This is a genomic window from Ketobacter sp. GenoA1, assembly GCF_003671475.1.
Lineage (GTDB): Bacteria > Pseudomonadota > Gammaproteobacteria > Pseudomonadales > Ketobacteraceae > Ketobacter.
The window spans coordinates 378,133-404,827 of the sequence record NZ_RCHM01000045.1 but is presented as its reverse complement, the minus strand read 5'-3'; the positions used below and the strand labels follow the sequence as shown (position 1 = coordinate 404,827).

Sequence of the window (26,695 nt, the reverse complement as noted above, 5' to 3'; positions counted from 1 at the left end):
GATTACAGTCCAAGATCAACCGGCTCAATCAGGATGGCCGGCCAATGCAGGGGCGCGGTGGTCTTACGCTTGGCTTCGATGTCTTTGTAGATGAAAGCCGCCTGTTCTTCCGCGATTTCCAGAACCTTGGCCAACTCGTTTGCCGGCATGTTCTTGTTGTAGCACCACAGGGCAATGTCCATTTCCTGGTAGGGGAGGGCGTAATAGAACTCGTCCTGTCCCTGGGGCATGCTGTAGGTGTCGGTGGTGGGTGTGGTGTTACAAATGGCCTCCGGCAGGCCAAGGTGCTTGGCCAGCGCATAAACCTGGGTTTTATACAAATGCGCGATTGGTTTTATATCGGCAGAGCCATCGCCGTTCTTGACGAAGAAACCCTGATCGTATTCAACCCGGTTTGGTGTTCCAACCACTGCATAGTTGAGTCGGTCGGCGTGGAAGAACTCCACTGTTTTACGTATCCGTTGCTTGTAATTGGTTGCCGCTACGATCTGGAGGTATTCCTTCAGCCCCAGGCGTTTCTCGGTAATCTCTCCAGCAGGGGATTGCACCACTAACTGAAAGTGATTGAACTGACCCTCTGAGCCGCCGGCAATGACAATTTTGTTTTTCCAGCCCTCGCCGTATTCAGGGAAGGTTGCCTTGATGGCTTCGTCACGCCACTGATAGCAGCCGATGGCTTGCAGAGTGGGGGCGATGTCATGGACCAGGTATTCAATACCATGGTGTTTGGCCAGAATGTGCCCTTTGGTCTCGCTGTCCGATGATGAATCCTGTTCCGGCAGTAACAGCCCAAACACTTTTTTCGGGCCCACGGCCTTTACACTCAAAGCGGATGAAACTGAGCTGTCTATGCCCCCGGACATGGCCACCACCAAGCCGCGCTTGTGTAATTTTTTACTGAGCAATGCGCGCATATTGGAAGTGATTTTCTCAACCTCGGCGTCCATATCAAAGTTCAGAATTTCCTGGGCAATGTCCGTTTTTAAACTCATGATAGTTCCTCGATTAGCAAATGCTTTTTGACTTTTCCTGAGGCGGTTTTTGGTAGCGCCTGCAGCTCATGTATGGACTTGGGGATTTTATAGCTGGCGAGATTTTCAAGGCAGTGCCTTTTCAGGGCCTTGTGGTCCAGTGAATGGCCTGGCTTTATAACCACAAACGCCGCTACGGTCTGCCCCAGCAATTCATCGGGATGCCCTGCCACCGCCACTTCTTCAATCTCCGGCAGTTCGGAAATAACCTCTTCGATTTCCAATGGGCTGATTCGGTTGGCACCGGATTTAATCATATCTGAGCGCCGCCCTTCCAGATAGAGATAGCCTTCCTGGTCCTTGTGCCCGAGATCGCCGGTGCGCAGCCAGCCATCCTGAAAGGTGGCGGCGGTGGCGTTCGGATTGTGCCAGTATCCGGGGGAGATGTTGTCCCCCCGTGCCAGGACCTCACCGATTTCGCCGGGCATGCACTCACGGCCGTCATCGTGAACGATCTTAATTTCCACTCCCGGTATGGGCAACCCGACGGAGCCCAGCTTTTGATCCAGGTCAGCGGGTGGCAGGCAGGTGAGCCGCGCAGTGGCTTCTGTCTGCCCATACATCACATACAGCTCTCCACCAAACTGCTCCCGCACTTCTTGAATCAACGGGGTTGGCATTGCCCCACCCGCCTGCAGAGAAAATTTCAAGCGGGAAAGGTTGTATTCACTGACCTTTCCCCGGGCCATCAACAACGCGTAGGTGGATGGTACGCCGGCGAAGCCTGCGATCTCCAGAGTCTGGAGTTTTTCCAGTATCCGGTTGGGATACATGGTGCTGTTTTCCAGGTACAAAGTGGCACCGGCACAGATGCTGGAATGCAGTACCGAGTTACCGTAGGAATAGTAGAAAGGCAGTACATTCAGAAAGGCATCGCCGGGCCTTATGGGCAGTACCTCCAGAATCGAGCTGATGTTGGCGCTGAGATTCTGATGGTTGATCATCACGCCTTTGGGGTTGCCGGTGGTGCCGGATGTATAAATGATACAAGCCAGATCCGAGCCCGCAATGGTTGCATGGTTAGCCAGCGGTTGACAGGATTCTACCTCAGACCAGGTGCCGCAGATTCTCTCTTGTTGCTGTTTGGTCAATGGTTGTTTTAGATCGGTATCAATGGCAAATAACTGGGTCGGTGCGGGCGTATCCAGTAGCTTGCGCAGTTCACGCGGAATGAAGTCGACAACCGCCATGCGGGCAGCGCAGTGCTCAAACCAGTTATTGAAATCACGGATTTTGGAGCTGGTGTTCATTGGCACCACCACGGCACCCGCCAGCAGGGTGCCGTAAAACGCAGCGACGTAATACGCTGAGTTGTCGCAGACCAAAGCGATGCGATCGCCTTTGCGAATCCCTTGTTGCGTGACATAGGCGGCAAACCTGGCCGCGTTTTCCCACATTTCACCATATGACCAGCTATTGCCTTCGCTTACAATGCAGGGCAGGTCACTTTGTTGGTCGACAACCTGTTTGATCCGTTGCAGTACATTGTTCACTGTGTCGTGTTTCCGGTCAGCTTGCCTGGCGTTTTTCGACGAAAGCGACCAGGTTGTCTATGGAATCCAGATTCTCGGGAATCATTTCTTCGTCCTGCACCTGAATATCGAACTCTTCTTCCAAAAAGAAAACCACCTCCATAATGCCGGTGGAATCGATAATGCCCTGTTCCATAAAAGAATCGGAATCATTCAACGCGCTCTGGTCGTCGGTAAACAGGTAGTTCTCAAGAATGTAGTTTTTCAGTTTTTCTCTGGTTGGCATGAGTGTTCCTTTGAATCAAGTGTTTACAGTCAATGATGCTTGGATCAATGGGGTCGCCCCGCTCATGATCGTATTGGTTAGCCCAAAAATTGCTTGTGCCATATCTGTGTGGACAGGATGCCCACCAGGGCCATATTGTCTTTGTAGCCGATGGCACGGCCCAGTCGAATTTTTTTCAATAACAGGCTGACGCGCTTGGCATCGAATAAATCGTTGGCGCGTATGGCTGATTCACTCAGTAACTCCTCCACATACGGCGGCGTCTGCTCGGCAAAAAAAGCAGGTATGTCCGGTGCCCGGTAAGGTTGCTTATGGCGCGCGACTATTTCATCAGGGAGATATTTCGCCATGGATTTCTTCAGCAGATATTTTTCATTGAGTGCTTTCATTTTGAATTTCGGCGGCAGTTTGTTGGCAAATTCAATCACCCGATGATCGAGAAACGGGAAACGGCCCTCCACAGAGTTGGACATCAACATACGATCACCCTGGGAATTCAGCAGATAGCCGGCCATCAGGGTTTTGGCTTCGATGTATTGTGCCCGGTTAAACGCATGCCATTGAGTAATGTCCCTGGGCAGTGACTGCTCCAGCAGCTCGATGGGGTTTGCGCTCAGTGCACTTTTAACTGATGCGGAGAAAAAATCCTTGCACTTGGCCGTGGTTGTCCATCTGGGAGTATGGGAAAAGTAGGGCAAATCGGGTTGATCCAAATCACTGCCAAAGAAACTTTTCAAATACTGCTGGGCTCGTCCCGGTGAGATATCCAGATAGGGGTAGAGCTTTTTAAGGAGGGCCGGCCGGAATGAAGAATCGGGCTTGCGGGCCCAGAACTGACGAATCTTGGCTTCTTTAAAAATGTCATAACCGCCCAGAACCTCATCGGAACCCTCGCCGGTTAAGACCACCTTGTAATTCTGCGATCGCACCAGCCCCGACAGGAGCCGCATGGGCACGGGGGCCGTGCGCAGGATGGGGGCCTCAGTGTGCCAGATGGTGTTGTAAAAGTTCTCAGCGATGTCCTGTTCACTGCAGGTGATTGCGCTGTGTTCGGCCCCCACCTGGTCGATCATCAGGCGCTGGTAATCAGATTCATCGTGGGATTTACTGTCGAAGCCGATGGAGAAGGTACGCAGCCTGGCATTGCTGTGATGATGTATCAACGCCACCAGGACAGAGGAATCAAGCCCCCCCGAAAGGTACGCGCCCACCGGTACATCCGAGCGCAGCCGAATTCGGGTGGCATCGATCAGCAGTTCGTGCAGCTGCTCGGCCAGTTCGCTATCGGAACCGCCCTGGTAATCCCGGTGGGTGGGAAACTGCCAATCCCAGTATCGGGTCAGTTTGAATCCATTCAGGTCATAGGTGGCCATGTAACCCGGGGGAATCTCATAGATGCCCTGGAACAGGGTGTTGGGGCTCAGGGGCGCCCAGAAGGTCATCAGTTGGTCCAGGGCATTCAGGTTAATGGTCGGCTTGTGCCCCAGCTCAGGCAGCAAGGATTTGATTTCTGAACCAAATATCAGCTTGCCGTTGGCCTCGCTGTAATATAGTGGTGCGATGCCCACCCGATCACGGCACAGGATAAGTTTTCCCTTGTTCTCATCCCACAGGGCAATGGCAAACTGGCCGTTAAGATGGTGTACAAACTGGTCGCCGTAGCGCTCATAGAGCTGGACAATGACTTCAGTGTCGCTGTGGGTGTAGAAGCGGTGGCCTTGCGCCACCAGTTCCTGGCGCAGCTCGATGTAGTTGAAAATCTCGCCATTGAAAACGACCTGTACGCTGCCGTCCCGGTTATGCACTGGTTGTGCGCCGCCTTCCAGATCGATGATGCTCAGCCGGGCGTGGGCAAGCCCCGCCCGGTCACCGTGGTAGAAGCCCGTACTGTCCGGCCCCCGGTGATGCAAAGTGGCTATCATCTTGTTCAGGCGTTGCGGCAGGTCCGGACCCACACCGCCAGCGCATACTACACCCGCTAATCCACACATACTGTATGTGAAAGCCCTCGTTTCGATTTATTACTATTCACAATCAGGAGACGGGATGATCTTACACAGCCCCAGTCGGTGTCGGCTCCACAGGCATGGGCATGATTCTGATTCTGAATCATTGCTGTCTGCCGGCTCGCGCGCGGGCGCTGGAAGCCGAGCCTATCGTGCCCCAAAATTAGCGAGTCTAATGTCAAACTTGTCATTGTTAAAGTTATCCACACCAGCTAGAACCAAAAAACCTTCATTTTCTTCAGTTTAGCCGGTATTTTTTTACACACTTTATACGCGCACCGGATTTACAGGGTGATTTCAATCCTGGCTGGCAGCGAAATCAGGAGGGGTGAATGGCGGATATTGCAAAAATCAGCAGAAGGGTGTTTTTGCTTTCAGCAGGATTGGCCGGGGCAGGAGTGGGCGGCCTGTATGTGACCGGGAAGCTTACGGTAGTGCAGAACATGGTTTATGGGGCGCTCAGTCAGTCAGCTAAACCCCTGGAGTTGTTTGTTCGAATCGGCACTGATAATCGCATTACCCTGGTTTCCCATCGCAGCGAGATGGGCCAGGGCATTAAAACCGGGCTGCCCCTGGTGCTGGCGGATGAGCTGGAGGCAGACTGGGCGCGGGTGGATGTGGTGCAGGCCCCGGGACACCCCGATTACGGGGATCAGAACACCGACAGCTCGCAAAGTGTACGGTTGTTTTATCAATCCATGCGTGAAATGGGAGCCAGTGTCAGGTTGATGCTGGAACAGGCTGCGGCCCAGCGCTGGGGGGTACCGGTGGCAGAGTGCCGCGCCCGATTCCATCAGGTGGAGCATCCGTCAAGCGGCCGCCGGCTGTCGTTTGGGGAACTTGCTGAGGCGGCTGCACAGTTGCCGGTGCCGGCACGGCATCAGTTGCAACTGAAACCCAAAGCGGACTTCAGGTACATCGGTAAATCGACGCCCATTGTGGATCTGCAACCCATGGTGTCCGGAGCTGCCCAGTATGCGTCGGATATGGTGCTGCCGGGTATGCTGTTCGCGGTGGTGGAGCATGCGCCTGTGATTGGCGCGGTGCTGGAGGCCTGTGATGATCAACAGGCGCGAGCCGTGCCCGGTGTGGTTGATGTAGTGGTGTTGCCCCCATTACGTTTTCCGGTGGGTATTCAGCCCTTGCACGGAGTGGCGGTGCTGGCAGAGCACAGCTGGGCTGCGCTGAAGGCCAGAGGCCTGCTGAAGTGCCGTTGGTCCACTGGCAAATACAGCCAGCGAAGTTCTGAAGCGCAGCGTCAGCAATTGCGGGAGCGGGTGGCAACCCCCGGCCAGTTGCTGCGCAAGAACGGCGATGTGCAGCAGGCGTTTCAGGATGCGGCACAGGTGCATGAGGCGACCTACACTGCTCCCTATCTGGCGCACGTTCCCATGGAGCCGCCGGTGGCAGTGGCGGATACCGGGTGGAACCATTGCCGGATTTGGGCCAGCTCACAGAACCCGCAGAACGTACGCAACGAAATTGCCCATTATCTCAACCTGCCTTATCACAATGTGGAGGTCAATGTACCTTTGCTGGGCGGGGGGTTTGGCCGTAAATCAATGGGTGATTTCTGTGTGCAGGCGGCATGGCTGTCGGACCGGGCGGGCCGTCCGGTTAAGCTGTTCTGGTCCCGAGAGGATGACGTTCGCAACGACTATTACCACCCCATCAGCGCCCAGTATTTCAAGGCAGCCATGGATCGGGACAATCGTGTCACCGGTTGGCTGCAGCGGGCAGCCTACCCCAGCAATCAAAGCACGTTTGACAGCGCAGTGGTGCAACCCAGCGCCGGTGAGCTGTCCAGCGGAGGTTTTACTTCCAACCTTTACGCGGTGGCGTCGTTGCAGGCGGAAGTGCATCCGGCAGAGGAGGCTGTGCGTATTGGTTGGCTGCGCTCGGTCACCAGTATTCATCACGCCTTTGCCATCAATGGCTTTGCCGATGAGTTGGCGGTGATACGCCAACTGGACCCGGTAACCAATCTGCGTCAGCTCATTGGTCCCGGCCGTATCGTGGATCCGGCTTACCTGCAGGTGGATTACCCGGCTCAACAGCAACACCCAATCGATACCGGGCGCCTGCTGGGGGTGTTGGATCGCGTGGTTGAGGCAAGTGGTTTTCAAAGCCTGGATCCGGGGCAGGGCTGGGGCCTGGCGGTGCATTTCAGCTTTATGAGCTACTGTGCGGTGGCCACCCGGCTCTCGGTGCAAGATCGCCAGGTGCAGGTGGAGGAAGTCCATGTTGTGCTGGACTGTGGCCAGTATGTGAATGAGGATCGCGTCAGAGCGCAGTTGGAAGGGGCGGTTGTCTTTGGTTTGTCCCTGGCCTTAATGGGCGAGATTACCGTGGAAAACGGGGTTGTGAAGCAGAGTAACTTCCACGACTATCCCATTTTGCGAATCAAACAGACACCGCGTATTGTAACCCATCTGGTGGAAAGCGATGCCGCCCCCGCCGGTGTCGGGGAACCCGGTGTGCCACCGGTGGCGCCCAGTGTCACCAATGCAATCTTCGCGGCTACCGGGGAGCGTATTCGTGATTTACCGTTGAGCCGGCATTTTTCCGTTTAGGAGGGGCTGTCGGCAGCTGACTTGATGGCGGCCCTGATTCGGATATAGGTGCCGCAGCGGCAGAGGTTGCCGTTCATGGCGTCATCGATGTCGGAATCGCTGGGAGCCGGGTTTTTCTGCAGTAAGGCGGCTGCGCTCATAATTTGTCCTGACTGGCAGTAGCCGCACTGGGGCACATTATGCGCTTTCCAGGCCCGTTGTACCGGGTGCTCGCCGTCAGCCGACAAGCCTTCGATGGTGGTAATTTGCTTGCCTTGAAGCTGCTCTACGGTGGTGACGCAGGCGCGCACTGCCTGCCCGTCCACGTGGATGGTACAGGCCCCGCATTGAGCTATCCCGCACCCGTATTTGGTGCCGGTTAACCCCAATACATCCCGCAACACCCACAATACCGGGGTGTCATTTTGTACATTCACTTCGTGTTCCTGAGCGTTGATAAGTAGGCGCACACTTTGATCCTGATTGATTGGCGGTTTGATTGGCATTTGGGCAATTGTGCAGGATATTGGTGCCGGATTCCAGGTGGGGCTGGGAAGGGCGGTGCTACCTGTCGGGTGAGGTCACAGGCAGCACCGGAGTTGATTCCGTCAGTGGTTATTCGATGACGATGGGGTTGGCAGCGGACAAGCTGCTTTCCAGGCCGTTTACATCAATGGTGGTTACCGCCAGGTCGTAGGTACCGGGAGCCAGTTCTATGATGGCTTCGGTGCCGGTGCCCTGGGTGGTTGCCATTAACTCGAATTGATTGCTGCCTTCGGGGCAGATATGAATGCTGTAGCCGGCGATCTCCAGGGGATCCAGCAAACTGTCATCGGCCCGGCTGTCCGGTGCATCCCAGGTGACCAGTACACGGCGGGATTCGATGCCCAGTACATCCAGTGAAACCGTGTCACTGGTGACCGTGGAACCTTCATTGCTGACCGTGCAGTAATAAGCACCGGCATTGGCCGCTGTAATGTTGTTGATAACCAGCTGTGAGGTTTGGGTGCTGCTTAGAACCAGGGAGCCATTGAAGAAACACTGGTATTGCAATGGGCCTTCTCCGCTGGCCTGTAGATCCAGGGTGAAGCTTTCCCCAACGCTCAGAATTTGGCTGGAGGGTTGTTTGGTGATGCGGGCTTTCTCCAGCACCACCACAGTGACGGGATTGCAGGCTACCGAATTAACCGGGGTGGCAACCACACAGCGATATTCACCGGCCTGTTCCAGTGTCAGTGGGCTCAGGGTCAGGAGTCTGGTGTCTGAGGCAATCAACAGGTCATTGAAATACCAGTTTACCTGGGCTTCTTCACCGCCGTTATGTTCTACAGCGAGGGTGACGTTGGCATCTTCATAGGCGGTGCTGCCAACCGGTTGGGTGGTAATGGCCACAAGCCCGTTGATGGTCAGTGAAAAGTCGGTGCAATGCACGCTGCTGTATTCGTTCCACACCCGGCAGGTGTAAGAACCGGCGTCTTCGGCGCTCAGTTCCGACAGGCTCAGCGTCGGGCTGTTGAGGCCCAGGCTCTGGCCGTCTTTCAGCCAGTCGTAGTTCAGGTTTTCACCGCTGGCCACCACCGTGAAGTTGACGCTGGTGCCCTCATTGGCGCTGGTGTTAACCGGCTCACTGGTAATTTGCACGGCGTTGCTGATGCTGACGGTGACCGGGTCGCAGTAACTGGAGCTGATGTCGTTGGACACCAGGCACTGGTATTCACCGGCTTGCTGGGCTGAAACATTGTTGAGAGTCAAGGTGTTGCCGCTGCCCACGATTTCACCATTGAAATACCATTCAACGGAGGGCGCCGGGTCGCCGGAGGCCACTACGTTAAGGGCGATGCTGCCACCTTCGTAGGTGGATTGGGGCGTGGGCTGGGTGTTGATAATAACCGGTGACTGCACATCGAGGGAAAAGGCTGCACAATTGGCGCTGCCGCCACTGTTGTAAACCCGGCAGCCATAGGATGCCTCATCCAGCTCGCGCACCGAGGCGAAACTGAGAGTGGCGCCTGAATTGGGCAGTGACTGGCCGTTTTTGGTCCACTCATATTGCAGATCATCGCCGGATGCGATGACTGAGAAGCGGACGCTTTCCCCAACCTGGGCAGTCTGGCTCACTGGAGACTGATCAATGTTCACGGACTGCAATACGGTTACCGTGGCGGCATTGCTCACGTCACTGGATACGGCGTTGCTGACGCTGCAACGGTAGCGGCCGGCAGTGCTGCTGGTGACGGTGGCAAAACTCAGACGGCTGGCGTTGGCGCCGCTGATGTTCTGCCAGCTGCTGCCGTTCCATTTCTGCCACTGATAGCTGATGGGGTTGTCACCGCTGGCGGCGATCAGCAGCTCACCGCTGCCTCCGCTGTAGACCGTGGTGTCGTTGGGGTGAACGGTGACAAAGGCGGGCCCCTGTACCGACAGCTCAGCGGACGCAGAGTTCATGCTGCGGCCTTCATCATTGCTGATGGCGACATAATACAGGCTGGCATCGCTGGGCGTTACGTTCAGCACCGACAGATTGGCGGAGCGGGTACCCTGATACTTGCTGTTGTCACTGAGGGCAGTACCCGCCCTGTACCACTGGTAGCTGAGGGTGCCGTAGCCGGTGGCGGTCACGGCAAAGGCTGCGTTTTCACCGCTTGCCACCAGCTGGCTGGTGGGTTGTGAAGTAATGCTGATGGGATTCTTCAGATTGATACGGGTGGTGCGGGAGGTTTTTTGCCCGCCATCGTTTTTCACTTTTACCCGGTACTGCTTTTTGGTGCTGGTGCTGACATCTTCAACCACCAGTGTGTCACTGGTTTCGTCCAGTGTGTTCCAGCCCAGCAGGCCGCGACTTTGCCACTGGTATTCCACATCATCGCCGCTGGCGCTCACGGTGAAGACGGCGGTTTCACCCGGATAGATGCTCACATCCTGGGGCTCACGGGTGATGTCCGGCAGCGCGGTGACAAACAACCGGGCTGATTGGCTGGTGGAATTGGTCAGATTGCTGATTCTGACGGTATAGGTGCCCGCATCTTCGCTGCCATTGATTATGAAGGAGAGGGTGTTGCTGGTGGCACCGGGGATTTCCGTGTTGTTCTGATACCACTGGTAGGTCAGGGTGGCGGCACTGCTGGCGGTAACGGTGAAGGTGGCGCTTTGCCCCGGGTATCCGGTCAGATCCTGGGGGGCTGCGTTAACCTGTATGGGTTCGAAGGTTGGCTCAGACGGGTCCACCACCTCCGTCACCGGATCCACAACATCGTTGTGATTTTCGGTTACAGATTGATCCCCATTCAGTTCTTTACAACCATTCATGGTCGGCAAGCTGGCAGCGAGAAACAGCGCCAGCAGTGCTCTCTTATGCAACGTTTTCATTGGTCTTAAAGCCAGGCAGCTTGTGCAAATTATTATTGGACCGCCATCATCCCAAAATTCTTTTAGGCGGGAGTTGAAAGCTATCACAAACTTTGTGAAAAATGCCCTGTTTTTATTGTTTAAAAATTGATATTGATCGAGAAATGACCTATTGCGATTTTGTCGGTCTGTGTCTGTATAAAAATTGATCAGAGCCCGTCGGTTTCGGCAACTGCCTCGGGTCGCCATTGCCGCTTAACGGAATGCCTGCCGGCGTCCCTGCGGCAGGTACAGAAGAAACCATCGCAGCACGGTTGTTTATAGAGTAATCAGTCGGCCTGGAAAAACCGTACGCCGTGCGCTTGATGAGTGTGACTGCCTGCGCAGTTTTTGCGTTTTATTAGCGGGTTTTATCGGGGTGTGAACTGGCCCACACGTGCCTTTCCGGGGGTGAACTAATCTTGGCTTTGTAAGTTCAACACCCCCTAATTTTGTAAAGGTACTACTGCTGATGTCGGTTTCATTTTTCCCTAATGGTCTATGTTTTAACAAGGTGCTTGCGGCGTTTATCGTGGCTTTCACCCTGGTTTTGGCTGGGTGCGGGGCTGGCGGCGAAAGCAATGAAGCCAGTGCTCAGGTTTCAGGTGACGGTGGTGACAGCCACGACGAAACCGGCGACGCGGGTAATACCGACCCGGATGAGGTGCCTGAAGAGCCGGAGCAATTCGTGCTGAATCTGGTGTCACAACCGGGCAATGTCACCATCAATGAAGGTGACACCTACACCTTTTCTGTTGCAGTGCAAAACGATCTGCCGATTACCGTGACCTGGTACCGTAACGGCTCCGTTGTACAGAGTTCCGCCAGCACGTCGTTCAATGCGTCTGAGCAAGGCACCTATGACTGCGCGGTTACAGATGGCCAGTCCACCCTTGAGTGCGACAGCTTTTCCCTGAACGTCACGGTTTCCCAGTTTGTGACCATCACCACTCAGCCCAGTAACCAAATGGTGAATGAAGGCGTGGATGTCACCTTGAGTGTGGCGGCCACAGGTACAGGTGTACTGAACTACCAGTGGTATTTCGATGGTGCGGCCATTGCCGGTGCCAACGCCCCTTCACTGGTGCTGAATTCAGTGACCGTGGCGGATGGCGGTGAATACTATGTGGTGGTCAGCAACACCGGCGTTTCCACCACCTCCAACAGTGCCCAGGTCAGTGTGGCTGCCAATACGTTGGCCGACGCCCTGATCACCTGGAGCCGCCCGGCTCAGCGAGCGGATGATTCAGCGTTGGCGGAGTCTGACATTCAAGCCTACGAAATCTACTACGCCGAAAGCGTGAATGGTCAAATGCAGCAAATCGACACGGTGGATGCGTCAGAGCTGGATTATGTCGCGACGGGCCTGGCGGCAGGTACCCATTACTTCAGCCTGGTGACCGTTGATACCACCGGCCTGAAAAGCGCGCTCTCAACACCGGTGAGTGTGACCGTCAACTGATCGCGGACACACCATCGCTTCGACAAAAACGGGCTGCGGCCCGTTTTTGCGTTTAAGCGCCGGCCAGTGACTCTCCCACCCGTTCCGCAATGGCCAGAGCGGCGGTCAGGCCCGGCGATTCGATGCCGAAAAGGTTGATCACGCCGCTCGGATTGACGTCAATTCTGAAATCGCAGGGGGCAGCAGTGGGGCCTTGCAGCTTGGGTCTGATGCCGGCGTAGGCCGGTACCAGGCGGGCTTCCATAAGGCCTGGATAGTAGTGCTTGATGGCGGCAATGAAACGGGCTTTACGGCTGGGCTCCACCTGGTAATCCACCTGTGTCACGTAGTCAGTGTCCGGGCCGAAGCGAACCTGGCCCGCCAGATCCAGGGTGGCGTGAATGCCCAGGCCGGTGGTGTTTGGCTCCGGCAGGGGGTAGATCAGGCGTGAAAACGGCGCCGGCCCGTGCAAAGCAAAATAGCTGCCTTTGCAGTAGTGCAACGGGGGGATCAAGGGTGTCTGGCCAGCCTCAATCCGCGCCGCCACGGATTGCGCCTGGAGGCCTGCCGCGTTGATCAAATGCGTGCAGCGAAAGTGGTAAGGCTCGCCAACGCTGGATACGGTGACATCAAAGTGGTCGCCACTGAAGCGGGCATGCTGAAACCGGGTGTGCAGACTCAGAAGTCCCCCATGCTGTTCCAGCTCCATGCACAGGCTTTGCATCAGGGCATGGCCGTCGATGATGCCGGTGGAGGGTGACAGCAGCGCCATGCAACCGGCCACTTCAGGCTCCATGGCTTTTAGCCGCGCTGCGGGGATATGCTCCAGATCCGATACACCATTTTCAAGGGCATTATCGGCAATGGATTGCAGTGCCTCGCCCTGGGCGGATGAGCGGGCGACGATCAACTTGCCAATCCGCCGATGCGGAACTCGGTGTTGTTCACAGTACTGATAAAGTTGGTGTTTGCCGTGGACACAAAGCTGTGCCTTCAGGGAATTCGGGGCATAGTAGAGCCCCCCGTGAATCACTTCGCTGTTGCGGCTGCTGATGCCGGAGCCGATACAGCCGGCCTGTTCCAGTATGATGGTGCTGCGCCCCGCCCGTGCCAGCTGCCGGGCGATGGCCAGTCCGATGACGCCGGCGCCGATAATGCAGCTGTCAAAGTGCACCTGTTGCATGGATTGATCAGGCCCGTGTGGTGGTAAAACTCAACACTTCTTCAATGTTGTCGCAACCCAATAGTACCATCAACAACCGATCCAGTCCCAGGGCGACGCCTGCGCATTCCGGAAACCCGTTCTGTAACGCAGCGATCAATTGGCCGGGATTGGGGACGCAGGCCAATTGATGGTTTTCCCGATAGTGCAGATCCTGTTGGAAGCGTTGGGCCTGCTCGGCGGCATCCACCAGTTCCTGGTAAGCGTTGGCAATTTCCAGTCCGCGAATATAAAGCTCCGCCCGCAACGCCACGGTGTCGCCCTTGCTGGACAGGCCGGTTTTGGCGAGGCTGGCCTTGCTGGCGGGAAACTCGGTAAGGATAACGCCCTCCCGGGGCAGTTTGGGCTCCACCAGGTGGCTGGCCACCAAATCCAGCAAGCCGTCGCGATTCAGAGTGCTGAAGTCCCCGTTGATCTGTGCGTTGGCCACCTGCAGCAGATCCTGGGCACTGCAGCGGTGGGGGTTCAGCCCCACGGTATCTTCAAACGCCTGTTGATAGGTGAGGCGTGGAAACGGCTCCAGGGTGAGGCCAAAGGCAGACGCGGCGTTGAGCACCAGTGCCTCCACCTCATCCATCAACCGGGTCAGGCTCCAGTCCGGGCGGTACCATTCCAGCAGGGTGAATTCCGGGTTGTGCTGGCGGCTGTGTTCTTCGTGGCGAAAGGCTTTGCCCAGTTGATAAATGGGCCCGCAACCGGCTGCCAGCAAGCGTTTCATGCAGAATTCCGGCGATGTTTGCAGGTAGTAGGTCTTGCCGTTGGCGCAGCTGTGCCAGCTGCTGAGGTGAGGGTCGGTGGCCGTGCTGGCGCACAATAGGGGGGTCTCCACCTCCATCACGTCCCGGCGGGCAAAGAAATCCCGCAGCAGGCGATTCAGTTTGGCGCGGGCTGCAATAGTGGGCAAGGTTGCACTGGGTTGCCAGGTCATGGGATCACTTTGGATGGGGGCTGGAAACGGCCGGCTGCCCGTCATGACGCAGGCAGCCGGCACAGCATCAGGCGCGGGAAACGTACTCGCCGGTTCGGGTATCCACTTTGATTACGTCACCCTGGTTAACAAAGAGCGGCACCCGTACCACAGCACCGGTGGACAGTGTGGCGGGTTTGGAGCCGCCGTTGGCGGTATCGCCTTTCAGGCCGGGATCCGTTTCAATGATCTCCAGTTCGACGAAATTCGGCGCTGTTACCGCCAGGGGAGAGCCGTTCCACAGGGTCACGGTGCAGACGTCTTCTTCTTTCAGCCATTTGGCGGCCTCACCTACTGCAGTGGCATCGGCGGCCTGCTGTTCGAAGCTCTGCTGATCCATAAAGTGCCAGAACTCGCCGTCGTTGTAGAGATATTGCAGGTCCACGTCCATGATGTCGGCGGCTTCCACGCTTTCGCCGGACTTGAACGTGCGTTCCCAGCTTTTTCCGGTTTTCAGGTTGCGCAGCTTCACGCGGTTGAAGGCCTGACCTTTACCGGGTTTTACCACCTCGTTTTCGACGATGGAGCATGGGTCTCCATCCAACATCACTTTAAGACCCAAGCGGAATTCGTTGGTAGAATAGTTGGCCATTGATCAACACCTGTTTTCTTTCAATTTGCAGTACCCGTAATGGGAAAGGCGCTAATGATAACTCGAACTGCCCCAACTTGGCATACTGAAGACTGGCAATTTCTGCTTTCGGGCAGTATTCGCAGCCCGGAAACCCTGTGGCAACGCCTGCAACTGCCTCTGCACAGCCTGCCGGCGGGTCTGCAGGGCCATAATGCGTTTGCGCTGCGGGTGCCCGAGCCCTATCTGGCCAAAATTGAGGTGGGCAATCCCGATGATCCCCTGTTGAGGCAGGTGCTCCCGGTGCAGGCGGAAACCCAGCCCCGGGACGGGTTTATTGCGGATCCGCTGGGGGAGCGGCAGGTGAACCCGCAGGGTGGCCTGCTGCACAAATACCACAGCCGGGTATTGCTGGTGCTGAGTGGGGCCTGCGCCATCAACTGCCGTTATTGCTTCCGCCGTCATTTCCCCTATGAGGACAACCGGCTGTCAAGCCGGGAATTCGATCAGGTGGCGGCCTACCTGCAGGCCCACCCGGAGGTGAATGAGGTCATCCTAAGTGGCGGCGATCCATTGGTGGTGAGCAATGGAAGGCTTGATAAACTACTGAAAACCATAGAACAAGTACCTACAGTCAAGCGCTTGCGCATACACACCCGGTTGCCGGTGGTGATCCCGCAGCGGGTAGACGCGGGCTTACTGGACTGCCTGGGAAATACCCGGCTGGACTCGGTTCTGGTGACGCACAGCAATCACCCCCGCGAGCTGGATGGGCTGTTTGATCAGGCCATGGCGGCATTGCGCCAGGCCGGGGTGCATTTATTGAATCAGGCGGTGTTGCTGCGGGGGGTCAACGACACTGCGGAAATTTTGACCAATCTGAGTGAGCGTCTGTTCCAGGCCGGCGTGCTTCCTTATTATCTTCACCTGCTGGATCCGGTGGCGGGAGCCCATCATTTTGATGTGCCCGAGCAGGAGGCGCGTCAGCTGATGTGCGCCCTGCATCGGCACTTGCCGGGTTTCCTGATACCGCGCTTAGTGAGAGAGATTTCAGGAAAATCAGGCAAGACTCTGATAGATTTGCATTTATCCTGAGTGATTGGTCACAATCAATGTTTGCGCATCCTGTGCAAAGTCTGCCTATACTTACTAGTAAGGGATCCTCCCCATGTGTCTTGTGGCCGGATAAAGGCGGGGCCAGGACAAGACAGAACGCAGTGAAGAAACGGGATAACTGAATGTCGAATACAGCTGAGCACCTTAGCTTGAAGCTGCCTCCCCACGATCTGGAGGTGCTTTCGTTCTGTGCTCCTCAACCCAAGAAGGTTCAGGCTTGGGTGGAAGGCCTGCCTAAAATGAACGTGGGGGAAAGTGCCAAGCGGCTGTATTCTGCCATCCAGGAATTGAACCGCCTGAAGACAGACTCGGAAACCCGCTTCCAGCTTATGGAAATCATGCGCGGGCCCATTCACTACATATGCGAAAGCCTGGAAAAACATTTTCTGAACAAGGCGGTGGTGCTGCCGCCCAAAGAAGCCAAGATCGCCGCTCTGGCGCAGGCGTTGCAAAATCACCTGGCCACTGGCTACAAAGCCGTTACCATGCAGTCCCTGCCCCGTGTCAAGAACATGGACAAGGAGGCCAAGAAACTGTGTCAGAAAGCCATCCACCGGGCTATCTCGGAACAAAGCCAGGTGCTGCTGCGCAGCTTTCAATTGTATTATCCGGCGCCGGCCAACTTCTGGCGTGAGATGCATTTGCTGTACCTGATCGCCCAGCGCTTCGGCATGCTGGAATTGCCCACGGTGGATCCGGAGGAGGATAACTGGGAATCCAGTATTTACGATCAATACATGCGGGCGTTGTTGCTGTCCACCGCCAAGCCCAATCAACTGCGTCAGACACAAATACAGCAGGTTTATTACGCGGCGCGATACTGGGCACGCTTTGCCTCAGTGACCGATGCGAAATCGGCCTCAGGCTTATTCGTGATCGATGTGACGACGGATTACCCGCCCATTTACCAGTCGCTGATGCGGCGTACAACATTGCCCCACAACATTCGTTATTTTGATGCGTCGGTGATTTCCGATCATCTGCGAGTGTTACTGCAGTTGCCCCAGGGCCAGCCACACCCGGTTGCCAGTTTTTTTGTCCCCGACCGCTTTCCCGCCGATTTGACCCGGATTCTGATTCAGGCATGGGGCGTGTTGGCGGAGCGGGCGTTCACCCGCATCGAAGAGCACGGCAGTCTGAGCCTGTGCATTGGATTGAGCGCCACCCACTATTTTGTGTCCGGAAAAGCGGATTTTAACCGCATGGTGAGTGGCAGTGTGCTGGACCCGGAGCTGAATAATCCGTTTTTGCAGCACGGGCCTGGCGGCCGGCGCCGGGACATCTACGAGAGCAATGATGTCTGGGGGCTGAACGTGGACACCTCCAAACTTAAGCTGGAAAAGGATTCCGTTGGCGGCGAGATCGAAAAGCATGCCGAGCAACGCCTGTTGGCAGAAAAAGACAAATACCCTCAGTACAGTTGCGAGGTGGTGAACACCAGCCCCGGTGGCTTTTGCCTGAGTTGGCATCAGGATGTGCCCCATCAGGTTAAGACCGGTGAAATCGTCGGCATATTGGAAAAAGACAAGTCCCACTGGAGCATTGGTGTCATTCGTTGGGTGAAACAGTTCAAGGATGAAGGTGTGCGCATGGGGGTGGAGTTGATTGCGCCGAAAGCAGAAGCGTGCGGTACTCAGGTGATCCACAAGAAAGGAGGCGTGACGGAATTCATGCGCACATTGATGCTGCCTGAGTTGCGGGCAATCGGTCAGCCGGCCACCTTAATTACACCGAATATTGCGTTTCATGTGGGGTACAAGGTCAATATCAACGAGAGTGGATTGGTTTCCAAGGGGCAATTGATTAAACAGGTAACTTCTACTGCAAGTTTCAGCCAGTTTCAGTTTAAAATGCTGGTGCCTGCAGCGGGTCGCGAAGAAATGGTGGAAGAACGTTCGCGTAATCCGGCTGATGAAGAACGCAACAAAACTCAAGACGACGATTTTGATTCCATCTGGTCAAGCCTGTAGTGTTTGACCTCAGGGTGTGACACCCTGTTTCGGAGTTTCCAGCAAATTCTCACCCGCAAGGGTTTAATTGAAATAAAGAGTGCATGACTAAGAAAGCTGAAACCATAAAGTTGCTGATTCTGCATGAGTCGCCTGATGACGCCGAGCAGTTGATGAACCTGATTCGTAACTCCGGCCGGGCCACCCGCGGTCAGATGATCGAAAGTTCAGACGGTCTGCTGCAGGCACTGGGTTCAGGCCAGTGGGATCTGATGCTGTTGCGTCCGGAAGCCAATGAAATATTTGCCATGGAGTGCCTGAAGGAAGTCAAGAAGCAGTCCAAGGATATCCCGGCCATCCTGTTGGTGGATGAATACGATCCGGAAGAGGTGGTGGAAGGTTTGCGCGAGGGGTATGAAGACGTGGTGGTGGAAGAAGACCACGACCGTCTGATACTGGTGATTCAGCGCGAACTGAGAAATCTGATGGAACGCAGGGCCCGGCGTACTGCGGAGCTGCATCTGCGGGAAGCGGAAAAGCGTTGTGCGGTGTTGCTGGACAGTTCCCGTGATGCCATCACCTATGTTACCGACGGCATGCACACCTACGCCAATGAGGCCTACCTGGAACTGTTTGGTTATGACGATGCGGATGACCTGGAAGGCATGCCCATTATGGATATGGTGGCGGCCAAGGATCATGAGGAATTCAAACAGTTTTTGCGGGCCTACAGCGCCGGCGAAAGTGATACCAATGAATTCGTTTGCCATGGGTTGTGCACCGATGGTACCGACATTCAGGCACGGATGATTTTTTCCAATGCCACCTACGATGGCGAACCCTGCACCCAGATACTGATCCGCACCAACCAGGCGGACGCCGAGCTGCAGGAACGCCTCAAGGAAATCAGCAGCCAGGATTTACTCACGGGCCTGTTCAACCGCTCCCATTTCACCCAGGAGCTGGACAACATCATGCAATGGGCGGTCACTCAGAGTAAAACGGCGGTGCTGGCCTATATTCAACTGGATAATTTTGCTTCGGTGCAATCGGATATTGGTTTAGCCGGTGCCGACATGGTGTTGGCGGATGTGGCAACCCTGTTACGGGAATCGCTGCCGCAGGGCACCATGCTGGCCCGTTTCGGTGATGAAATATTCACGGCACTGATTAAAGAAAGATCCCTGGAAGAAGGTCGTAGTTTGGGTGAGGCATTGCGCAGTGCCATTGAGGATCACCTCTCCGAAGTGCAGGAGCGTACGGTTCAGGTCACCGCCAGTATTGGTGTTACCCTGATCAGCGAAAACACCGATGACGCCGAGGAGATCATTACGCGGGCCCATCAAGCCAGCGAACAGGTGCGCGAAGAAAACCCGTTGGGTAACGGGGTGTCGGTGTTTGATCCGGCCTCGATCAAGAAGATTGATCCCAGCGATACCGGCGCCATCGTTCAGGATGCCATTGACAAGGGGCTGTTCAAACTGTTGTTCCAGCCAGTGATCGATTTGCGGGGCGGCAGCGGTGAGCTCTACGAAGCCTTTCTGCGGATGGTGGATGAAGACGGCAAAGAGGTGTCTCCCAATGAGTTTCTGGGGGCTGCATCGCAACAGGATTTGAGCGAAAAAATCGATCGCTGGGTTATTCTGCAGTCCATCAAGCTGTTGTCGGATCACCGATCCAATGGTCACGACACCAAGCTGATCATTAACATCACCGGTGAATCCCTCAAGGACCAGACTCTGTTGCCCTGGTTGAGCGTGGCCTTGAAAGCGGCGCGCATGCCCAGTGATGCCATTGTGTTCCAGTTCAGTGAGAGTGATGCCACCACCTACCTGAAACAAGCCAAGGAATTTACCCGTGGCTTGCGTGAACTGCATTGCAAGGTATCCATTTCCCGTTTTGGTTGTGCGCTTAACCCATTCAATACCCTCAAACATCTGGAGGTGGATTACCTCAAGGTGGACGGCTCCTTTATGAAGGAGATCGCCAGTGAGGAAAGCAAAGAGGCATTGAAGGAAATGGTGGCGGCGGCCCACGCCCAGGGTAAGCTCACCATCGCCCCCTTCGTTGAGAGCGCAGCCATTCTGTCCACCTTGTGGCAGATCGGGGTGAATTACATTCAGGGTTATTACCTGCAAGCACCCACCGAACAAATGAATTACGACTTCTCCAGCGACGAATAGTCCTGTTCCACTGGTCCGTCAGAGCACTGGGCAACTGATTCAAATTTTCTTAGGTTGTTTAGTGTTCAGTCGGCCTCAGACTGTGACAAATTTCCGGTCAAAACAAAATGCCTTAGGGGTTTATCAAGCCTGAAGTGTCTATACTGTCCATGGATCTGCTCTGATTGACGGGTCTCTGGCAATCTGAGGCCGAATGAATGCAGTTATACCCAACCAGCAGGAACCCAGTTGAGGGACGCGCTCATGGATGAAGCCCGTAACATTAAAACGATTCTTTACCCCCTGGCCCGTGATGTGCGCAACCTGCACACATTTGTCGCCAACATAAACAATATTCTGCAGGCAGAACCGGACCGGTTTGCCCTGGCGGCGCCGCCGGGGCTGGCATCGTTGCGCAATACGTTACGCAGTCTTGCCAAATCCACCAAAGCCATGCAGGAAGTCAACGACATTGCCATCGGCGAGAGTGAAGTGGCGGAGAAGCTGGCGCGCCGTTCCATGACCCTGGTGCTGCGTCCGGCCGCTCACCTGCACGATACGGCGCGATCGCTCAAGGCCCCCATCGACCGTGCCTATAATCAGATTGCCCGCCTCAACGGGTATCTGAACCCCCTGTTTGTTTTTACGGTAAGTACCTCGCCGGTCATTGAGTTGATGGCCCGGGATCTGGAAAAGCTTGATGAGCGCCTTACGCTGTTGAAAAAAGCCGTGGTCCGCCTGTCCGATCAGGAGCTGATGTCCGGTCTGCCCATACCGGTGGAGGAACAGCTGGCGTTATACGGGCCGCGGTTGAAGGTCATGGAGAGCGAAACCTCGGATATTGCCAATACCATGTCCATACTGATGGGCAAAATGAATCGGCTGATGGAGTTGAGTGCGCGCTTGGAGCCATTGATGCGCATGGCCGTTGCCATGGACAGCGCCATTGACGATCTGGTGCCTTCCATGGTGGTGCTGAAAAAACTGGGTAAGGCCCTGACCTCGGTGGATGTGCGTTACGATGCCGAGGGTTCCATAACCGACAAGGTGGATGCCGCGCTGGCGCAGTTGGATCTGCCCATGGATGCTCTGATCCAGTTGGAATTTCAGCTGCGACGGGAGGTGGAAACGTACATTGATCCGATCATTGAGCCGCTGCAGGAACTGACTGATCATGTGAAAGGTGGTTTGCCGGTGACCCATGAGTTGAACGGGCTGGAGAGCACGCTGTTGGCGCAACATAACCGTTTTAATATGGTGATGAAGTTGTCTGTATCGTTGTTTGAAGGCTTTGATCGCCTGTTGCAGGAGTATCGGCTGACCTCACATGTGGCGTAAGGCTTTGTTTAACGGCCCCTGACGCTTACAATGGCCACCTCGAAATAACGCAGGGGCAGTCCGATCATGGAACTGACTGAACAACTTATTGGGGATTGCTCTCCCTATATCGGCAATCTGGTGTACGACATCGACGTCCGCCTGGTGTTTGTGGAGCTGTTGGACGGGCCGGAAAGCCAGAATCTTAAACGGCGGATCGTTTTTCCCGGCATCGTCTCCTTTCACGAAACCAATCTGCTCAACCAGCCGGAAGACGATTCCATCGATGATGTGGTGAGTATTCAGCGCCTGGATACCAACCGCCTTATCCTCACCACCTACAAGAAAGAAATCCTGCTTAACCTCACCGAAGAACCTTTCGTGGAAGTGATCGACTAGCGGCCGGTGGATGACTCGGACGGCAGGGGTTTACCCAGTTGTTCCCCCATACAGACACGGGAACCGGCCTGCAGGGCATCGTTCCACTGCATTTTGCCCGGGCCGAACAGCACGATGGCGGTGGATCCCACCTTAAAGCGGCCCATCTCTTCGCCTTTGCCCAGCTCAATGCGGCGATCCCGGGGAGCGTAGTCAAAATGCTTGAGGGTGCGTTTGGGCGGCGTCACCAGGCCCTCCCAGACGGTTTCGATGCTGGCCACCACCATGGCGCCTACCAGCACCACGGCCATGGGGCCAAGCTCCGTGTCAAAGTAAGCCACCACCCGCTCATTGCGGGCGAACAGCGCCGGTACCTGGCCGGCGGTAAGGTTGTTCACGGAAAACAGTTTGCCCGGCACGTAAGTCATGTGGGTCAGTTTGCCGGCCAGGGGCATATGAACCCGATGATAATCCCGGGGTGACAGGTACACCGTGGCAAACTGACCATGGCGGAACCGGGCTGCCATTTCCTCATCGCCACCCAGCAATTGGTTCAGGGTGTAATGGTGGCCTTTGGCCTGGAAGATACGATCATCATCTATGGCCCCCAATTGACTGATGCTGCCGTCCGCCGGGCAGGCGATGCCGTGCTCGGTGATGGGGCGAACACCGTCCTTCAGGGCACGGGTGAAGAAGTCGTTGAAGGTGGCGTAGGCGGTGGGGTTTTCTTCCGCCGCCAGGGACATGTCAATGCCGTAGCGGCGCAGGAAGAACTGGATAAAGGTATTTTTAATCAGAGGCCAGCGGGATTCGGCCAGCAGTCCCACCGCGCGGGAGAGCAGGTGTTGGGGGACGCAATATTGCGGCAGCACTTTCAGTCGATTGAGTGCGGAATCAGTCATGTCGGGTACTCTATGGTCGTGGCAATTACAAAGATCGGTTCAATAAACGAATGCCGGTTGCGTGACGGCGCGATTATGAGCTGTGAGGCGCCCCGGTTTCAACCGGGGTATGCGGATCATTTCCCCATTCCGACCAGGATCCCGGATAGGCCTGGATGTTGTCAAAGCCCAGTATCTTTCCCAGCAGATAGGTGAACCCGGAGCGGTGGTGGCTCTGGCAGTGGGTGACCACATGTCGGTCGGCACTGATGCCCAGCGCGGCCAGTTCCTGGCGCACTTCTTCCAGGTTCCGGATGCGCAGGCCGTTGCGACGATCCAGAGCCCGGGTCCATTCATAGTTCACCGCTCCGGGTATGTGGCCGTTCTTCTGGGCGCCGTGACGGATGCCCAGGTATTCTTCCGGTGAGCGCGCATCCCAGATGGTGAAATTGGGTAACTCCAGGCGCTGCAGTATTTCTTCCTTGGTCATGCTGGGCCGGGGGTTATAATGGGCTGTGTAGGTGCTGGGGGTCGGCACATTGACTCCCTCCTCCAGGGGGCGTTGCTCAGCGGCCCAGGCGTGCAAACCGCCATTGAGATAGGAGTAGCGGGTGTGGCCCAGTACATCGAGGGTCCAGATCAGGCGGCCGGCCCAGCCTCCGCCCTCATCATCATAGGCGACCACGTGGGTGTCCGGGGTTAATCCCAGCGCCGAGAAAACCTGTGACAGGCTGGCTTCCGGGGGCAGTTTGCCGGGGCCCGGCATCTGGCCGCTCATCAACTGTTGGTACGGCAGATAGACTGCCCCGGGAATATGGGCGGCCGCATACTGTTCCGGCCGACACAGGTCGATGATCAGCAGCTTGGCCTGATCCAGATTAGCCGCCAGTTCGGCAGGTTCGAGCAACAGGGGTAAGGTCAATTCACTCATAGGTTCTCTCTGGGCAATTCAGGCTGATTGTAACACTTTTGACACCTCCTATTACGGTGTGATTCCCGCCCAATGCCCGAAGCAGGTGCACGGCTGCTTCAATTTAAGGCTGGTGGCAGGTGGCTTTGACTGTTGCCTGCCAACCCCCATAAGCAGAGTCCGCGGTCAGAGGATGCGGAAAATGGTCATAATTCCCGGATAAGGTGTGATTATTGATTAGTCAGGGAATAATCGGCACTCAGCGGCCTGTGACTGCCGGAATGCACACCGTGTTTGTGGGCATATAAGAGCTGGTCTGGTTATTGCTTTGGTTTAATATTGTTCGCCGTCCGATCATTCAGCAGGCAACGTTCTGCACATCTGATAACAATGATGATTCCGGGCAAATTCATAAAGGAGTGTATGCCGATGCCGAGTTCCCGTGTATTTCTGGTTGGTTTGGATGCTGCCGATAAGGATTTGATCGATCTGTGGGCGGGTAAGGGTGTATTGCCGAATTTCAGCAGGCTGCTGGATAATGCCCTGGTGGGGGATGTGGATGTGCCTCGGGGCCTGGAGGCCGGTTGTGTCTGGCCCACCTTCTACTTTGGTCTGCGGCCGGGGAATATGGGGCAGTACGATGGCGCCCGTCTGTTCAATCCCGAATCCTACGAGCATCAGTCGTTTCAGCCGCAACAGGATTCCACGCCACCGCTGTGGACCGTGTTGAGCCGGGCGGGAAAGCGCTGTGCGGTAATTGATGCCCCTTACCATTATCCCGTCGACGGCATAAACGGCATGAAGGTGGTGGACCGTGCAGGTCATGTGCCCGCCGGTGGCGGGGATTTTCTGCATTTACGCACTCATCCGCCGCAGTTGGCCGATGAGATTGTGCAACGCTTTGGCCCCGATCCCGCCGGCGGTCGCTCCAGTGACTTTTTCGCCATGGATACAGTGGAAGCCGTGCAGGAATTCGTGGAGATCTACAGCCGGCGAATCGAAAGCAAGACCGATATGATTCTGCACTACTGGCAGCAGGCTCCCTGGGATTTTTTCATGTCGGTGTTTACCGAAGCCCATTGCGCCGGACACCGCTGCTGGCATCTGCACGATCCGGATTATCATCTGCACGATGCTGAGTTGGCGCGGCAGGTGGGAAACCCGTTGCGGGAAATCTACAGGGCGCTGGATCGTGCCTTGGGCCGGTTGCTGGATGCCGTGGCCGATGACGCTCGGGTGATGGTGTACCTCAGTCATGGTATGGGGCCAAGGCACAGTGCGACCCGGATGCTGGACCGGGTGCTGGCCAAACTGGAGAACCAAACGGTGGCCACGCGCTCGGGCTGGCTTATGGACAGTGCCAGAAAAGTCTGGAGAATCATGCCGGAACCCGTGCGCAAGCCGTTTCTTGGTTTGCGCAACAGCGTCACCAACGATGGCTTTCAACCCAATCGTGCAGGGCGTCGCTTCTTTGAGGTGTATGCCAATGACCGTACGGCAGGGGTACGCATTAATCTTCAGGGTAGAGAATCCAGGGGTGTGGTGACCGAATCTGAATACGCTGCGCTGTGTGACCGGTTGATTGCGGATTTGACGGCCTTGCGCAACCCGGAGTCGGGTGAGCCCGTGGTGCGTGAAGTTCTCAAGACCCGGGAGCATTACAGTGGCCCCTTCCTGTCACGCTTGCCGGATCTTCTGGTGACCTGGAATCGTAACCATGCCATCAACTTCATCGAGTCCGACAAGGTTGGGCGCATTGATGCGCAAGGCCTGGATATGCAAACCCGGACCGGAGATCATCGCATCAAGGGACGCTTTTTTGCCCTGGCCCACGAATGGCAGGCGCAAACCATGGCGCGCACGGTGAACACAGAGGATCTGGCGCCCACGCTGGCAGCTTTGCTGGGAGTTGAAATGGGCCACGGCGATGGTGGCCCTATTCCAGAATTGTTGCAGCCGGTGCCGGCACCGCTGAAAGAAACGCTCACTGACAATGGAAACCTGCGCGCGCGTGGTGTGGGTCATAAGGTCAAAGCAACGGTATGAGTCAAACGCGGGTATCCGTTATCATCCCGGCCTTTAACGCGGAAGCGTATCTGGAACAGGCTGTGCAATCGGTGCTGGCACAGACCATGGGGGATGTGGAAGTTCTGGTGGTGGATGATTGTTCCCTGGATGAAACCCTGGGGGTTGCAAACCGGTTGGCGGCGCGGGATGCGCGGGTGCGTGTTTATCAAAGCGCCGCAAATCGGGGGCCGGGGCATGCCCGCAACATCGCACTGCAGGCAGCCAACGGAGAATGGGTTACCATGCTGGATGCCGACGATTGGTATGATCGCGAGCGTCTGGCCACGCTGCTGGAAGTGGCAAACAACACCGGTGCCAACATCATCGCTGACAACCAGCGTTTTATTACGGCGGCAGATGGCAGTTGGAATAAACTGTTGATCGAAAACAGTGCCGGTGCAGTGCGCTATCTGAGTATGGAAGATTACTTGCGGGGTGATCGCGTTAACCGGGCGTCACGCAATCTGGGGTTGTTGAAGCCATTTATCCGGCGTTCATTGCTGACCCAGCACAACATAGGTTACGACGACAACAAAAAACTTTCCATCGGCGAGGATTTTTATTTCCTGCTGGAATGTCTTCAATATGAGCGGCAAATGGTATTCGTGAGTACACCCCATTACAATTATCGGGTTTACGATCCATCCATGCTGACCAAACGACAGACGGTTGACAGCTACATCGACTGGAAAAACATGCACGCGCGGTTTGCCCAGAAGTTCGATGCGCAAGAAGACAGCACGGTGGCGGCCCTGATCGAGGCGCGGGGTCATGACATCGAGCGTTACATCCAGTTTCGTAGAATCGTAGACCCGTTGAAATTCTGGGATTTCGCGGAATTTTTTCGCCAGGTCAAAGCCAATCCGAAAAGTCTGATTTTATTACTCAACGGTGTGGCGTTTGATCCCGGCTCCATCGTGCTGTTTTTACGTTATTCGGTGCGTAATGTGCGGCAGCGATTGTCTCTTTCCTTACGCTAAAGG

20 protein-coding genes are annotated in these 26,695 nt (G+C 55.8%); 9 read left to right on the top strand and 11 right to left on the bottom strand.

Going from position 1 to position 26,695, the window contains the following annotated elements:
- Positions 1 to 2 precede the first annotated feature (2 nt).
- The 4 genes from nadE to asnB form a co-directional block, all read right to left on the bottom strand.
- Positions 3 to 992: an NAD(+) synthase gene (gene nadE, locus D9N13_RS22270; RefSeq protein ID WP_290594178.1), complete on the bottom strand. Its 990-nt coding sequence runs from the start codon at positions 990 to 992 to the stop codon at positions 3 to 5.
- On the bottom strand, positions 989 to 2,524 hold the full coding sequence (locus D9N13_RS22265) for a class I adenylate-forming enzyme family protein (protein ID WP_290594177.1): 1,536 nt from the start codon (positions 2,522 to 2,524) through the stop codon (positions 989 to 991). The genes nadE and D9N13_RS22265 overlap by 4 nt, the downstream gene beginning before the upstream one ends.
- Before the next feature lie 16 nt (positions 2,525 to 2,540).
- Positions 2,541 to 2,789, bottom strand: coding sequence for an acyl carrier protein (locus D9N13_RS22260; protein WP_290594176.1), 249 nt, complete (start codon positions 2,787 to 2,789; stop codon positions 2,541 to 2,543).
- A gap of 77 nt (positions 2,790 to 2,866) precedes the next feature.
- Positions 2,867 to 4,780: an asparagine synthase (glutamine-hydrolyzing) gene (gene asnB / locus D9N13_RS22255; RefSeq protein ID WP_290594175.1), complete on the bottom strand. Its 1,914-nt coding sequence runs from the start codon at positions 4,778 to 4,780 to the stop codon at positions 2,867 to 2,869.
- Positions 4,781 to 5,127: 347 nt separating this feature from the next.
- Here asnB and D9N13_RS22250 point away from each other — a divergent pair, with 347 nt between their 5' ends.
- Entirely contained in the window at positions 5,128 to 7,368 is a 2,241-nt protein-coding gene (locus D9N13_RS22250) for a xanthine dehydrogenase family protein molybdopterin-binding subunit (RefSeq protein WP_290594174.1), read from the top strand.
- On the opposite strand, the gene D9N13_RS22245 is transcribed toward D9N13_RS22250, so the two are convergent.
- Positions 7,365 to 7,853 carry a (2Fe-2S)-binding protein gene (locus D9N13_RS22245; RefSeq protein WP_317622545.1) on the bottom strand — a complete coding sequence of 163 codons (489 nt, stop codon included), beginning with the start codon at positions 7,851 to 7,853 and terminating at the stop codon, positions 7,365 to 7,367. The genes D9N13_RS22250 and D9N13_RS22245 overlap by 4 nt on opposite strands.
- A 109-nt stretch (positions 7,854 to 7,962) precedes the next feature.
- A complete protein-coding gene (locus tag D9N13_RS22240; RefSeq protein ID WP_290594172.1) occupies positions 7,963 to 10,713 on the bottom strand; it encodes an immunoglobulin domain-containing protein in 2,751 nt (916 codons plus the stop codon).
- A gap of 490 nt (positions 10,714 to 11,203) precedes the next feature.
- Here D9N13_RS22240 and D9N13_RS22235 point away from each other — a divergent pair, with 490 nt between their 5' ends.
- Positions 11,204 to 12,193, top strand: coding sequence for an immunoglobulin domain-containing protein (locus D9N13_RS22235; RefSeq protein ID WP_290594171.1), 990 nt, complete (start codon positions 11,204 to 11,206; stop codon positions 12,191 to 12,193).
- Between the two features lie 52 nt (positions 12,194 to 12,245).
- Here the strand turns inward: D9N13_RS22235 and D9N13_RS22230 are convergent, their stop codons facing one another.
- From D9N13_RS22230 to efp, 3 genes are all read right to left on the bottom strand, one after another.
- On the bottom strand, positions 12,246 to 13,355 hold the full coding sequence (locus D9N13_RS22230) for an NAD(P)/FAD-dependent oxidoreductase (RefSeq protein ID WP_290594170.1): 1,110 nt from the start codon (positions 13,353 to 13,355) through the stop codon (positions 12,246 to 12,248).
- Between the two features lie 7 nt (positions 13,356 to 13,362).
- A complete protein-coding gene (gene epmA, locus D9N13_RS22225; protein ID WP_290594169.1) occupies positions 13,363 to 14,322 on the bottom strand; it encodes an EF-P lysine aminoacylase EpmA in 960 nt (319 codons plus the stop codon).
- A 67-nt stretch (positions 14,323 to 14,389) separates the two neighbouring features.
- Positions 14,390 to 14,953 carry an elongation factor P gene (efp, locus tag D9N13_RS22220; RefSeq protein WP_290594168.1) on the bottom strand — a complete coding sequence of 188 codons (564 nt, stop codon included), beginning with the start codon at positions 14,951 to 14,953 and terminating at the stop codon, positions 14,390 to 14,392.
- Positions 14,954 to 15,007: 54 nt separating this feature from the next.
- Between efp and epmB the strand changes: the two genes are divergently transcribed.
- The 5 genes from epmB (at position 15,008) to D9N13_RS22195 (ending at position 21,875) form a co-directional block, all read left to right on the top strand.
- On the top strand, positions 15,008 to 16,027 hold the full coding sequence (gene epmB / locus D9N13_RS22215) for an EF-P beta-lysylation protein EpmB (protein ID WP_290594167.1): 1,020 nt from the start codon (positions 15,008 to 15,010) through the stop codon (positions 16,025 to 16,027).
- A 143-nt stretch (positions 16,028 to 16,170) separates the two neighbouring features.
- Positions 16,171 to 18,018: a hypothetical protein gene (locus D9N13_RS22210; protein WP_290594166.1), complete on the top strand. Its 1,848-nt coding sequence runs from the start codon at positions 16,171 to 16,173 to the stop codon at positions 18,016 to 18,018.
- Between the two features lie 83 nt (positions 18,019 to 18,101).
- Entirely contained in the window at positions 18,102 to 20,180 is a 2,079-nt protein-coding gene (locus D9N13_RS22205; protein ID WP_290594165.1) for an EAL domain-containing protein, read from the top strand.
- Positions 20,181 to 20,423: 243 nt separating this feature from the next.
- Positions 20,424 to 21,497, top strand: coding sequence for a hypothetical protein (locus tag D9N13_RS22200; RefSeq protein WP_290594164.1), 1,074 nt, complete (start codon positions 20,424 to 20,426; stop codon positions 21,495 to 21,497).
- A 66-nt stretch (positions 21,498 to 21,563) separates the two neighbouring features.
- Positions 21,564 to 21,875, top strand: coding sequence for a hypothetical protein (locus tag D9N13_RS22195; RefSeq protein ID WP_290594163.1), 312 nt, complete (start codon positions 21,564 to 21,566; stop codon positions 21,873 to 21,875).
- Here the strand turns inward: D9N13_RS22195 and asd are convergent.
- Both asd and D9N13_RS22185 read right to left on the bottom strand, forming a co-directional pair.
- Positions 21,872 to 22,756, bottom strand: coding sequence for an archaetidylserine decarboxylase (asd, locus tag D9N13_RS22190; protein WP_290594162.1), 885 nt, complete (start codon positions 22,754 to 22,756; stop codon positions 21,872 to 21,874). The two genes, D9N13_RS22195 and asd, sit on opposite strands and share 4 nt — an antisense overlap.
- Before the next feature lie 73 nt (positions 22,757 to 22,829).
- The gene (locus tag D9N13_RS22185) at positions 22,830 to 23,666 is read right to left on the bottom strand and encodes a sulfurtransferase (protein WP_290594161.1); all 837 of its coding nucleotides are present in this window, start codon (positions 23,664 to 23,666) and stop codon (positions 22,830 to 22,832) included.
- Between the two features lie 408 nt (positions 23,667 to 24,074).
- Between D9N13_RS22185 and D9N13_RS22180 the strand changes: the two genes are divergently transcribed.
- Both D9N13_RS22180 and D9N13_RS22175 read left to right on the top strand, forming a co-directional pair.
- Positions 24,075 to 25,691, top strand: a complete 1,617-nt coding sequence (locus tag D9N13_RS22180) for an alkaline phosphatase family protein (RefSeq protein ID WP_290594160.1) — start codon at positions 24,075 to 24,077, stop codon at positions 25,689 to 25,691.
- The gene (locus D9N13_RS22175) at positions 25,688 to 26,692 is read left to right on the top strand and encodes a glycosyltransferase family 2 protein (protein ID WP_290594159.1); all 1,005 of its coding nucleotides are present in this window, start codon (positions 25,688 to 25,690) and stop codon (positions 26,690 to 26,692) included. Before D9N13_RS22180 ends, D9N13_RS22175 begins: the two co-directional genes overlap by 4 nt.
- Positions 26,693 to 26,695 lie beyond the last annotated feature (3 nt).